The sequence below is a fragment of the Devosia sp. Root685 genome (assembly GCF_001427875.1).
GTDB lineage: Bacteria > Pseudomonadota > Alphaproteobacteria > Rhizobiales > Devosiaceae > Devosia.
Map to the genome: position 1 here is coordinate 1,520,214 of NZ_LMHK01000001.1, position 11,948 is coordinate 1,532,161.

Below are 11,948 nucleotides of genomic sequence, written 5' to 3' on the forward strand. Positions count from 1 at the left end.
GGGAGTCCACCCCCTCCCAACCTCCCCCATCAAGGGGGAGGTGCTGGGCCGGTGGCTTGACGTGAGATCGAGCCAATTGCGTTGTCAGCCGGCGGAGACAGGCGTAAAGACGCGCTGACTTTCTCCCAAAAAGCCGGCCAAATGACCGATAGTTCTGTTCTCGTTGCTCCGCTTGATATTACCGATCTTGCTGTCGAGGCTGCGATAAAAGCAGCGGCGGTGATCCTTGATGTCTATGCGCGGCCGATCCATGCGGTGGCGAAATCGGACGGGTCGCCGGTGACGGAGGCGGACGCGGCGGCTGAAGCGATCATTATTGCCCATCTCAAGGAAACCGGACTGCCGGTTCTGGGCGAAGAGAGCGTGGCGGCGGGGATTATTCCCAAGCTGGGCGAGCGGTATTTCGTGGTCGATCCGCTCGATGGGACCAAGGAATTCATCAAGCGCAATGGCGAATTCACCGTCAATATCGGGCTCGTCGAACATGGCAAGCCCAGCATGGGCGTGGTGCTGGCGCCGGTGACGGGCGAGATTTTCGTCGGCGATGCCGAGGGCGCCTGGACCGGGCGGGTGGTCGATGGCCTCGTGACCGGGAAGCGCGCGATCACGGTTGGCTGGTTGCCGCGTCTTCGGATCGTTGCCAGCCGGTCGCATGGGCATGAGGCGCTCGAAAAGCTCTGCCAGACGCTCGATGTCGAAAGCGATGTGTCGGTGGGATCGTCGCTAAAATTCTGTCTTTTGGCACGCGGCGATGCGCAGCTTTACCCGCGCTTTACCCCAACTTGCGAATGGGACACGGCGGCAGGTCAGGCGGTACTGGAAGCGGCGGGGGGAGCCGTGGTAACACTGGATGGTGCCCCGATGCGCTATGGCAAGCATGAACTGAACTTTCTCAACCCGTACTTTGTGGCTGCTGCGAGCCTTGACCTGGCGCAAAGAGCGGCAAGAGAAATGCGAGAACTGCTGGCGTAACGCTGCTGCAATGTGAGGTCTCTATAGACTTGGTGCATGGGCAAGTGGCGCGGCATGCAACAGACGCTTAACTGATCTGCGCGATCACACCCCTCGTAAATCTTGTGCAGCGGGGGTTGTATATATATAGCCCCAGCATATATCGAACCGGCATAGAGCTGGGAGGATTGTGCTTGATGAATGTGCGGACGCTCTGTCTATCGGTGCTCTACGAGGGTGAAGCCACGGGTTATGACATCCGTCGCATGTGCACCGAGGGCGACTTCTCCTATTTCGTCGAGGCCAGTTTTGGCTCGATCTATCCCGCGCTCGCCAAGCTTGAAGACGATGGTCTGGTGACCAGCCGCACGGTGCCGCAGGACGGCAAGCCGGCGCGCAAGGTCTATTCGATTACCAAAGAGGGACGTCAGGCTTTTACCAAGGAACTGTCCGCGCCACTGGGCGAAGACGTTTTTCGCAGTCCGTTTCTCCTGCTGGCACGGTTTGTCAGCATCTTGCCGCAAGATCTGGTGGCCAATCGGGTCAAGGAACACGTCGCCCGCATCACCACGGAACGGCAACAACTGGACCAGGTGCGGTCCGAACAGGAATGCAGCCCGGCTGATTGCTGGGTCATCAATTACGGTCGTGAAGTTTTGGGCGTTGCAGAGAAGTATCTGCGTACCAATATGCACGAACTGATCAACTTATCGCGAGCCGACGAGCGCAAGGACGCGGCGGAATAAAAGGGGCAGATATTCTATGCGTGCATTGTTTTCCTATGGCCTGGCGCTACTGATCCTTCTCGGAGCGGGCGCCTGGCTCACCACTGGTACCCTCGTGCAGGGCGGCAACGGCCCCGGCAACGGCGAAAAGCCCATCGTCTCCGTTATCGAAGGCGAAGAGCATGGCCCCATCCACAACGCGCTGGCAGGCGCCGGCGTGCTGGCGGAGCACCATGCACCCGAGATTGACCCTGCCCTGACCATTGCTCAACGCAATGAAACCACGACCGGTTCCAATGCCCCGCTGCCGGACGTGCGGACGCAGACCTTTACCGCCCAGCCCATGCCGGTCGAAGTGCCGCTGCGTGGCCGCACCCGGGCCAAGGCCACGGTGACCGCGGTCGCTGAAACCGCCGGCACGGTGGACATTGTGCATGTGACCAAGGGCCAGCGCGTCGAGGTGGGTGACCTCCTCTGCACGCTCGACCAGGGGACGCGCGTTGCTGCCGTCGCCCAGGCGCAGGCCGGCGTCGATCAGGCCAATGCGGCTCTTGCCCAGGCTCAGCTTAACTTCGACACCAATGCGGGCCTTCGCGAAAAAGGCCTTGCTGCTGCCAATACCGCCAACGCTGCCGACGTGGCCCTTGCCCAGGCCAAGGCCGGCGTGAGCCAGGCCGCTGCCGGTCTCGACAATGCCAAGGCCGAACTCGACCGCACCGAAATCACCGCCAAGGTTGGCGGGCTCGTGCAGGACCCCCTGGCTCTGGCCGGTTCGATGCTGAATGCCGGTAGCCCTTGCGCCACCATCGTCCAGCTCGATCCGATGGTTTTTGCCGGCATGGTGCCGGAAAAGCATATCGGCCTTGCCAAGCTCGGTCTCGTCGCGTCCATCAAGACCGTGACCGGTCAGGCTGTCGAGGGCAAGGTGACCTATATCGCCTCGCAGGCCGACAATGCCACCCGCGCCTTCCCTGTCGAAATCGAAATCCCGAATGCCGACTTTGCCATCAAGGATGGCGTGACCGCCGAAGCCGTCGTCAATCTTGGCGCTGCGCCGGGCCATCTGCTGCCGCAATCGGTGCTGACGCTTGACGACGAAGGTACGCTCGGCGTGCGGACCGTGGAAAACGGCGTCGTGGCGTTCCACGAAGTGACCATCGTCAGCGACACCCGCCAGGGCGTCTGGGTGACGGGCCTGCCCGTGGTGAGCGAAGTGATCACCGTCGGCCAGGAAGGCGTGACTGCGGGACAGGCCGTCAAGGCCAGCCCCGCTCCTAGTTCGACCGAAACCGCAGCCAGCTAAGGACGAGTTTCATGCTCGACTTCATTGAAAAAATTCTGAGGATGCCGAGGGTCGTCCTCACCGTCATGGCGATCGTCCTGGCGGCTGGTACGGCGGCGTATCTCTCCATGCCCAAGGAGAGTTTCCCGGCCATCGACATTCCCTATCTCTACGTCTCGATCAGCCAGACGGGGGTGTCGCCGCGCGACGCGGAAAATCTGCTGGCCAAGCCGGCGGAAGAAGAACTGGCCAATCTGCCAGGCCTGCAGAATATCACCTCGACTTCGACCACCGGCCACGCCTCGGTGATCCTTGAATTCGACGTCAATACCAACAAAGATCAGGCCCTCCAGGATACGCGCGCCAAGATGGACGCGATCAAGGCCAAGTTGCCTGCCGATGCCGATGACCCGACGGTCAGCGAAATCGACTTTATCGGCCCCGTCATGTCGGTGGCCATCTATGGCACGGCGCCTGAAAAGGAACTCAACCGTCGCGCCGAACAGCTCCAGGATGCGCTCGAAGCGCTGGGCGATGTGCGCGAAGTCAAGCTTTCGGGCGCCCGCAAGGAACAGCTCGAAGTTCGCATCGACCTCTTGCGGCTGGAAGCCTATGGCCTGACGGCCAGCCAATTGTTCGATGCACTGGCGCGCAACAACATGGTGGTGCCCGGCGGCACGCTCAACACCGGACAGGGCTCGTTCAATATCGAAGTGCCCGGCATGGTCAGCAATGCGCAGGACGTTTACGACCTGCCGATCAAGACCGATGGCAATACCGTCGTTACCTTCGGCGATGTGGCAACCATCACCCGCACGCTGGCCGACGCCACCGAATATACCCAGGTGAACGGCTCTCCGGCGCAGATTCTCGGCGTTTCCAAGAAGGCCGGCACCAATATCATCGACGTGTCGAACCAGATTCGTGCAACGACGGCGGAACTGGCGAAAAGCTGGGGCAACGGGGTCGGCTACAGCTTCTTCCTCGATCAGGCTGAAACCACGACCAATCTTTTCCGCTCGCTGGAAGCTGCCGTTCTCACCGCCGTGGCGCTGGTGCTGATCACCTGTATCGCAACGCTGGGCCTGCGCCCCGCGCTGATGATCGGTCTATCGATCCCGCTCTCGTTCATGATGGCGTTCCTCGTTGCGGAAATGCTGGGCATGACCATCAACATGATGGTGATGTTCGGGCTCGTGATCGCGGTGGGTGTGCTCGTCGACGACCCTGTGGTGGTCGTTGAATATGCCGAGCGAAAACTGATGGAAGGCGTTCCCAAGAAGGAAGCCTTCATCATGGCGATGCGAAAAATGTTCGTGCCGGTGGTGGGCGCTACGGCGACCACGCTCGGTGCCTTCATTCCGCTGCTGTTCTGGCCGGGCATTATCGGCAAGTTCATGAGCTATCTGCCGATGATCGTGATCATCGTCATGATCGCCTCGTTCATTTCCGCTTTGATCTTCATGCCGGTTATCGGCTCGGTGATCGCCTCGACCCATGTCGACCCGGTGGAAAAGGCCAAGGCCGATATCGTCATGTATCCCGACAAGTTCGACACCAAGAAGGTGACGGGCCTGACCGGGCTATATGTGCGCATGATGGAGAAGCTGATCTCCTGGCCGGTGCCGACGCTGGCTGTCGGGTTCGGCATCATCGTCGCGATTTTTGCCCTCTATATCGCCAATCCGACCGGCACGGAGGCCTTCCCTGCCTCCGAACCTGAATATGCGACCGTCGCCGTGGTGGGTCAGGGCAATTACTCGCCCGAGGAAATCCGCGACATGCTGATCGAGGTCGAGGACCAGCTGTTGCAGGTCAACGGCATCCAGGACGTGATCATGCAGTTTGGCACCACCGGCGCCGCCGGCACCATGCCACCCGACACGATCGGTAACTTCCAGCTGCAGCTCGTCAACTGGAACCACCGCGTCAAGGCCGAGCAGATCTTTGCCGACATTCGCGGCCGCGTCGCTGGGATCGCGGGGCTTGATGTCCAGGTTCTGGCGGTCGAGAACGGTCCGCCGGCAGGCAAGGACATCAACCTGCGCGTCGAAAGCAAAAACTATGACGAGCTGGTGCCCGTCGTGGCTGCTATTCGAGATCATCTGGCCACCTGGCCCGAAATTGTCGATGCCGAAGACGGCCGCCCCTCCCCCGGTATCGACTGGCAGATTACTGTCGATCGTGCGGAAGCGGGCAAATATGGCATCGGTGTGCGTGAACTCGTGCCCTATGTGCAGCTGATCACCAATGGCGTGAAGCTCGGCACCTATCGTGACGAGGAAGGCGACGAACTCGATATTCGCGTTCGCCTGCCCAAGGATGAGCGCACTTTCGACGCGCTCGACAGCATGCGCATCGCCACCCAGAACGGCATGGTCCCGGTTTCGAACTTCATCGACCGCAAGGCTGTGCCAAAGGTTGCCAATATCGAGCGCCGCAACCAGGTCTATGTGATGAACGTGGCTGCGGGCCTCGTGAACCTGCCTGAAGGCGTCTATGCCGCCGACAAGGTGGCCGAGCTGCAGAAGTGGATCGGCGAGCAGGGTTTCCCCGATAGCGTCAATGTCGCTTTCGGCGGTGCCGAAGAGCAGATGGGCGACGCGAATGCCTTTATCGTCACGGCGATGGGCATGGCCATGGCCCTGATCTTCTTCATCCTGCTGCTCGAATATAACAGCTTCTACCAGGTGATGGTGACGCTCTCGACGGTGGTGATGTCGGTGGCGGGCGTGCTTTTGGGCATGCTGGTCACGGGGATGAGCTTCTCGGCGATCATGACCGGTCTCGGCATCGTGGCACTGGCGGGTATTGTGGTGAAGAACGGCATCGTTCTTATCGACACCTACAATGACTATAACCGCCATCAGCACGTGGAACCGGTCAAGGCCATGCTGCTGACCGTCAGCCAGCGTGTCCGTCCGGTGCTGCTGACCGCGTTCCTGACGGCGCTGGGCGTTATCCCGATGTGGGCAAACGTCGAGTTCGACTTCATCCGCCGTGAAATCGTCATCGGCGGCCTTGCCGGCTCGTGGTTCATCCACCTTTCGGCAGCGCTGGTTTCGGGCCTGTTCTTCTCGACCCTGCTGACGCTGATCATGGTGCCGGTGATGATCACCGCGCCGAGCGTGATGTGGAAGCAGATCAAGTGGGCGGGCGCGAACTTTGCCAGTATCAGCCAGTGGGCAACGAGCCCGTTCCGCGGCAAGGCGGTGGCGACACCGGCCGGGTTTGACGGCGTGGCTGTGGAAGTGCCTGATGATGCCGATGGCAAGAAGTATGTCGTGAGCAAGGAAGCCGGGCTCGGCGACAAGGAAAAGGACGACCGTCGCGACGCGGCGGAGTGATCTGGAAGAAGCATGAATGGGAAAGGCCCGCAGTGATGCGGGCCTTTTTGTTTTGGCAGGGGCTGGAATTTCTCTCGCTAAAGCGCTAAATATCCATTTTAGCTAATTCAGCCAAGGAGGCTACTGTGGCCGAAATTTCTGCAACCGAAGCCAAGAACAAGTTCGGTCAGGTTCTGGAAATGGCGCAAGCCGGACCGGTGCGCATTCAGAAGAATGGACGCGATGTAGCCGTGGTTTTGTCGCCCGAGCAGTATGCGGCATTGCAGGAGCAAAGCGTCGCGCCTCGCGTCAATCCGCTGATCGTAAAGTTGCATGGCGAGAGCATCAAGCGTTGGGGCAAGGTCTACGAAGCGCTGGCAAAGTAGGCCATGGCAGCGCGAATTTACCTCACGCTGGATGACGTTCTCTGGATACATGACGAGCAGCTTCGCCGCTACGGTGGAGCGCAGGGTGTTCGCGATAGAGGGCTGCTCCTCTCGGCCCTCCTCCGCCCACAAACTGGATACTACTCGGACACGATAGAGGAAGCGGCAGCGCTATGGGAAAGCCTGACGATGAACCACGGCTTCATCGACGGGAACAAGCGGGTTGCTTTTGCCAGCGCAGTTATCTTCCTCCAAGCAAACGGCATAGAGCCGGTAGGCCGAGAGGAGCACTGGATAGAGTTCATTTATGCCAACCTTGACGCCGGCACCTTTCGCAAGGACGTGCTTGAGACATGGCTGCATGAGCATACCGCGCCATTGCCTTGAGGGCGTATAGCAAAGCCAGCGCCGGTCCTAGACAGCTTCGAACTGGTGCAGGCGCCAGTCGTCGCCGTCGAAATGGATGTCGCGGCTGGAGGGGCTTTGGAGCGCGAGGGCTTTTGGCCAGAAGGTTTGGGCGGCACGGTTGGCGTGAGGGACCGCGATGTGCCATTGGCCGGGGTGGGCTTGCAATGCTTGCTGGATGGCGGCGCGGCCGGTGCCGCTGCCGCGGTAGGCCTTGAGGACGAAAAATTCGGCCATGAACCAGCAGGGCGCCCTGCCGGTAAGCGGGCATTCGTCGATGACGAGGGCGAAGCCGGCGATCTCGTCGTCTGACATGATGAAATGGGGGAAGCGCCAGAAGCGGTCGAGGAAATCGTAGGCGTAGCGGCCATCGGCGCCCACCGGGAACGGCATGAACTCGGTCATGTCGTGGAGGTAGAGCTGGAGCAGGTTGGCGATGACGGGCTTTTGGCCGGGGCGTGCAGGGATGAGGCTGATGGCGGACATGGGGCGAGGTTAGGCAGAGCCATCGAGGTTAGGCAAGTCCGCCCAACGGCCGCACTAAACAGAGGTCCCCGCTTTCGCGGGGATGACACTGAGTGTGGGGGTGTTGAGGCGCCGCCTTGAGGGCGACGCCTTTTCTTACTCCGCTGCCGGCGCTCCGCGCTTAACAAAACCGTCGGGGTCTTCCTGGGCGAGGGCCAGGGCTTCTTCGGCTTCGGTGGCTTCGCGCTGGCGGCTCCACATCTGGGCGTAAAGGCCGTTTTGGGCGAGGAGCTGGGCGTGGCTGCCGCGCTCGGCAACGAGACCTTCGCGGAGGACCAGGATTTCGTCGGCATTGATCACCGTCGAGAGCCGGTGGGCGATGACGACGGTGGTGCGGTTGCGCGAGACGACGTCAAGGGCAGCCTGAATGTCGCGCTCGGTCTTGGTATCGAGGGCGGAGGTCGCCTCATCGAGGATGAGGATGGACGGGGCCTTCAAAATCGTGCGGGCGATGGCGACGCGCTGCTTTTCGCCGCCCGAGAGTTTCAGGCCGCGTTCGCCGACCGGGGTTTCATAGCCCTTGGGGAGACGCTCGATGAAGGAGCCGACCTGGGCCATCTGGGCGGCTTGGCGAACCTCTTCAGCGGATGCACCGGGGCGGCCATATTCGATATTGTAGCCGATGGAGTCGTTGAAGAGCACGGTATCCTGCGGGACCATGCCGATGGTGGAGCGCAGGCTTTCCTGCGTTACATCGCGCAGGTCCTGCCCATCGATGGTGATGCGGCCGCCGGTGACATCGTAGAAGCGATAGAGGAGGCGCGAGATGGTCGACTTGCCCGCGCCTGTGGGGCCGACGATGGCGACAGTCTTGCCGGCGGGCACGTCAAAACTGACGCCTTTGAGGATAGGGCGGTCGGCATCGTAGTGGAAGGTGACGTCCTCGAAGCGGATGACCGGACCAGAAACGGCGAGCGGCTTCGCATCGGGCTTGTCCTGGATTTCGGGGTCCTTATCGAGGAGCTTGAACATTTCCTCGATGTCGGTGAGGCCCTGGCGGAGTTCGCGATAGACGAAACCGATGAAATTAAGCGGGCGGTAGACCTGCATCAGGAAGGTGTTGAGCAAGACGAAATCGCCCAGCGTCAGACGGCCATCCATGACGCCGAGAATGGCCATGATGGAGATGACGAGGAAGCCGCCATAGAAGATGACGGCCTGGCCGAAATTGAGCCAGCCGAGCGAGGTCCAGATGCGGATGGCGGACTTTTCGTAAGTCGCCATGGAGCGATCATAGCGCTCGGCTTCCATCTTCTCGTTGGCGAAGTATTTGACCGTCTCGTAATTGAGGAGGCTGTCGATGGCCTTGCCGTTGGCGTCCGTGTCGGAATCGTTCATCTCCCGACGGATGGCGATGCGCCAGTTGGAGGCCTTGATGGTGAAATAGAGATAGGCCCAGATCATCACCACCAGGACGCCGACATAGCTGATGCCGAAGAGCCAGACGAAGATGACGGCGACAACGATGAATTCGATAATCGTCGGTACAATGTTGAGCATGGCGAAGCGGACGACCGTTTCGATGCCCTTGGTGCCGCGCTCGATGACGCGGGAGAGGCCGCCGGTGCGGCGCGCCAGGTGGAAGCGCAGCGACAGACGATGGACGTGATGGAAGGTTTCGAGCGCCAACTTGCGCACGGCATGCTGACCGACGCCGGCAAAGAGCACGTCGCGCAACTGCTGGAAGGCAGCATCGATGATGTTGCCGAGGACATAGGCGATGACCAGCACGACGGGAATGGCGAGGCCGAGGATCAGCTGGCTATCGGCGTCGGTTCCATCGAGGCTGTCGATGATGCCCTTATAAGCAAAGGGGACGAGCGTGGTCGCGACTTTGCTGACCACCAGCGCGCCGAGGGCGAGGACCACCTGCAGGCGCAGATCGGGCCGGCCATCGGGCCACATATAGGGCCAGAGATTGCGAACGGTAGAGAATACAGAGCCTTCATCCGCGCTAACGGATGGCTTCTTTTCAGTGCTGTTATTAGCCATTAGGCCGGTTCCGCTTCCTTGTGGGGCGCTTGGAAGTTGAGGCCTGTAAGGAGGCCTCCAAAGGCGGTGCCGATTTCGGACAGCCGGTCATGCCGGATCATGTAGCGATTACGCGTGCCATGAGGCTTGCGCTCGATCAGGCCAGCGTCGAGCAGCACCTTGATGTGCTGGGAAACGGTGGACTGGGCGAGGGGCAAGGATTCGGTGACATCACCACAGCAACATTCCCGCTGCTGCTGGCTCGCGATGAACCGCAGGATGTTGAGCCGGACGGGATGACCCAGGGCTCGCATGATGTTGGCGATGTCGTCGTCTTGCATGGGGCCGCCGAATTAATCGGTGAATTGCGATGAACATGGTGAGGATTGGGTGGAAGGTCAATCCCTGAGGGTTAGATCGTGGGCAGAAATACGGCATGAAGCTGGGGATTGGCGCTTGCCGATCACCCCCTCCCGGCCTCCCCCATTCAGGGGGAGGTGAAGAGACAGTGCTTCAAAGGCAGAAATGGCGCCCGGGGGCGCCATTCTGTGTCAGTAGCCTATTGCGGGAGGCTGAAGACCTGGCCGGGATAGATGCGATCGGGATCGCGGATCTGGCCGGTATTGGCATCGTAGATGGTCGTATATTTGATGCCTTCGCCATAGACGCGGCGGGCGATGGTCCAGAGATTGTCACCACGGCGGATGATGGCCTTGCCCGAGGCGAACCGCTGGGCATCGGGAGAACCGACGGAAACGGCCACCATGGTGGGCACGGCGGGTTCGGCGGCGGGCTGTGGAGCCGCGGGGGTTTCTGCCACTGCGGCTGGGATGGCAGGGGCTGCGGGTGCAGGTGTTGCCGGGGTGGGTGTTGCAGCAGGAGCCGGCGTCGCGGCGGGCGTCGCGGCCGGTGCCGGTTGGGCTGGCGTTGCGACGGTAGTCTCTGCGGGTGCTGCGGCAGGAGCCGCGGGCGCGGCAGACGTCGCCGGCTCGGCCGCTGGAGCAGAGGCGGGGGCCGTTGTGGCCGCGGGCGCTGCGGCCGGAGCTGCAGGCGTCGCATCGGCGCTGGCGACGGCAGTGGCCGGCTCGGTGGCGACCGGCGCTGTCGCGACCGCCGTAGCCGGCGCTGGCGCTGGCATATCGACGACGAAATCGACTTCGGCGCGAGCGATCACGTCGGGTGAACCGGCGGCAAGCAGGTCGGCGCGGACGCGTTGGCTGGGGGCATCGAGGACGTCGCCAGCCTCGATCAGCCAGCGGCCGCCTTCGATGGTGGCGTCGGCAATGAAGGTATCATCGACATAGAGGCGGACAATGCCGCCTTCAGGGCCGGCGCCGGCAAAGAAGGTACGGTCACCTTCGATTTCGATGGCGTCGATGGTGGGCGGTGCGTCGGCAAGCTGGGCTGCCGGGACGGCAGCGGGTGCGGCCGGCGCCACCGGAGTTGCGGCGGGAGCAGCGGGGGTTGCCGGTGTGGGTGCGCTTGCCACGGCAGGAGCGGCCGTTTCGGCGGGTGCTGCGGGCGCGGGTGCCGGGGCAGGCTCGGCCGGGACCGGCGGCGCTGCGGCCGGTGCGGGTGTTGCTGGAGCGGCGGGGGCCTCTGCCACTGCTGTCGGCGCGGGCGTTTCGGCCGGGGCCGCGGGCGTTGTCTCGGGGGCGGCAGGCGCTGGAACTGGTGCGGCGGCGACGGCCGCCGGTGGTGCTGAAGCGGGGGCTGCAGGGGCGGCGGGTTCTGCGGTAGCGACAGCCGTCGTCGCCGGGGTATCGGTATGGGTCAGGCCTTGCAGGACTTCGCTTGCCTGGCCTGGAGCGCTGGCGACGACCAGGGGCTGGGTTGATTTGTCGTCGTTGATGACGACGACGAAGGACTGGGCCGCCCTGCCCTCCTTGCCACGTTCGGCGAGGGTAATTTCAACGCCGCCGGCCGGCAGGGGCTGATCGGGCACAAAAACCCAATCGCCGGAGCTTTCGACGGTGGTGCTGCCGAGAAGAGCATCGTCGGAATAGACTTCCACTTCGCTGCCGGGCGTGCCGCTGCCGGCGATCACCACCGAGCCATCGGGCTCGGCGCGAAGAAGGCCGAAGGTTGCGGCAACGAGATTTTCCGGAACATCGGCGGGCGGCGCGACATCGAGGGCGGGCGCAGTGAGCTGCGTTTCGGGTTCGGCGGGAGCAGCCGGCACGGCGGCCGGCGTTTCGGCTTCTGCCACCGCATCGACCGGCTTGGGGAACAGGCCGGCATCGGCCAGCTTGCCCCTGATGCACTGGCCCATGCCGTCGGCGCTGTTGAAGCAGGTTACCGCGGTTGGGGCGACAAAGACGCCGGCGATGACGAGCAAAGTGACGGCAACTGCCCCGATGGTCAGGGCGAGAGGTCG

General features: G+C 62.2%; 10 protein-coding genes. 6 read left to right on the top strand and 4 right to left on the bottom strand.

The window, feature by feature from the left end:
* The first annotated feature begins 141 nt into the window (after positions 1-141).
* The 6 genes from cysQ to ASD83_RS07275 all read left to right on the top strand — a co-directional run bounded on the left by cysQ (position 142) and on the right by ASD83_RS07275 (position 7,057).
* On the top strand, positions 142-972 hold the full coding sequence (gene cysQ, locus ASD83_RS07250) for a 3'(2'),5'-bisphosphate nucleotidase CysQ (RefSeq protein ID WP_056309235.1): 831 nt from the start codon (positions 142-144) through the stop codon (positions 970-972).
* Positions 973-1,148: 176 nt separating this feature from the next.
* Positions 1,149-1,697 (top strand): PadR family transcriptional regulator, encoded by a 549-nt coding sequence (locus ASD83_RS07255; RefSeq protein ID WP_056309237.1) that lies wholly within the window; start codon positions 1,149-1,151, stop codon positions 1,695-1,697.
* 16 nt (positions 1,698-1,713) lie between these two features.
* On the top strand, positions 1,714-2,979 hold the full coding sequence (locus ASD83_RS07260) for an efflux RND transporter periplasmic adaptor subunit (RefSeq protein ID WP_056309239.1): 1,266 nt from the start codon (positions 1,714-1,716) through the stop codon (positions 2,977-2,979).
* Positions 2,980-2,990: 11 nt separating this feature from the next.
* Positions 2,991-6,305 (top strand): efflux RND transporter permease subunit, encoded by a 3,315-nt coding sequence (locus ASD83_RS07265; protein WP_056309241.1) that lies wholly within the window; start codon positions 2,991-2,993, stop codon positions 6,303-6,305.
* A 125-nt stretch (positions 6,306-6,430) separates the two neighbouring features.
* On the top strand, positions 6,431-6,670 hold the full coding sequence (locus ASD83_RS07270) for a type II toxin-antitoxin system Phd/YefM family antitoxin (RefSeq protein ID WP_056309243.1): 240 nt from the start codon (positions 6,431-6,433) through the stop codon (positions 6,668-6,670).
* Positions 6,671-6,673: 3 nt separating this feature from the next.
* The gene (locus tag ASD83_RS07275) at positions 6,674-7,057 is read left to right on the top strand and encodes a type II toxin-antitoxin system death-on-curing family toxin (protein WP_056309245.1); all 384 of its coding nucleotides are present in this window, start codon (positions 6,674-6,676) and stop codon (positions 7,055-7,057) included.
* A 27-nt stretch (positions 7,058-7,084) separates the two neighbouring features.
* Here ASD83_RS07275 and ASD83_RS07280 read toward each other — a convergent pair whose 3' ends face one another.
* The 4 genes from ASD83_RS07280 to ASD83_RS07295 form a co-directional block, all read right to left on the bottom strand.
* Positions 7,085-7,561 (bottom strand): GNAT family N-acetyltransferase, encoded by a 477-nt coding sequence (locus ASD83_RS07280; RefSeq protein WP_056309247.1) that lies wholly within the window; start codon positions 7,559-7,561, stop codon positions 7,085-7,087.
* Positions 7,562-7,696: 135 nt separating this feature from the next.
* Positions 7,697-9,592 (bottom strand): ABCB family ABC transporter ATP-binding protein/permease, encoded by a 1,896-nt coding sequence (locus ASD83_RS07285; RefSeq protein ID WP_056309249.1) that lies wholly within the window; start codon positions 9,590-9,592, stop codon positions 7,697-7,699.
* Positions 9,592-9,912: an ArsR/SmtB family transcription factor gene (locus ASD83_RS07290; RefSeq protein ID WP_056309250.1), complete on the bottom strand. Its 321-nt coding sequence runs from the start codon at positions 9,910-9,912 to the stop codon at positions 9,592-9,594. The genes ASD83_RS07285 and ASD83_RS07290 overlap by 1 nt, the downstream gene beginning before the upstream one ends.
* Before the next feature lie 218 nt (positions 9,913-10,130).
* Positions 10,131-11,909, bottom strand: a complete 1,779-nt coding sequence (locus ASD83_RS07295; RefSeq protein ID WP_056309252.1) for a LysM peptidoglycan-binding domain-containing protein — start codon at positions 11,907-11,909, stop codon at positions 10,131-10,133.
* Positions 11,910-11,948 lie beyond the last annotated feature (39 nt).

What these genes read in the sequence shown, in the direction of transcription:
- cysQ (WP_056309235.1), top strand. Translation starts at nt 142, where the DNA reads ATGACCGATAGTTCTGTTCTCGTTGCTCCGCTTGATATTACCGATCTT.
- ASD83_RS07255 (WP_056309237.1), top strand. Translation starts at nt 1,149, where the DNA reads ATGAATGTGCGGACGCTCTGTCTATCGGTGCTCTACGAGGGTGAAGCC.
- ASD83_RS07260 (WP_056309239.1), top strand. Translation starts at nt 1,714, where the DNA reads ATGCGTGCATTGTTTTCCTATGGCCTGGCGCTACTGATCCTTCTCGGA.
- ASD83_RS07265 (WP_056309241.1), top strand. Translation starts at nt 2,991, where the DNA reads ATGCTCGACTTCATTGAAAAAATTCTGAGGATGCCGAGGGTCGTCCTC.
- ASD83_RS07275 (WP_056309245.1), top strand. Translation starts at nt 6,674, where the DNA reads ATGGCAGCGCGAATTTACCTCACGCTGGATGACGTTCTCTGGATACAT.
- ASD83_RS07280 (WP_056309247.1), bottom strand. Translation starts at nt 7,561, where the DNA reads ATGTCCGCCATCAGCCTCATCCCTGCACGCCCCGGCCAAAAGCCCGTC.
- ASD83_RS07285 (WP_056309249.1), bottom strand. Translation starts at nt 9,592, where the DNA reads ATGGCTAATAACAGCACTGAAAAGAAGCCATCCGTTAGCGCGGATGAA.
- ASD83_RS07290 (WP_056309250.1), bottom strand. Translation starts at nt 9,912, where the DNA reads ATGCAAGACGACGACATCGCCAACATCATGCGAGCCCTGGGTCATCCC.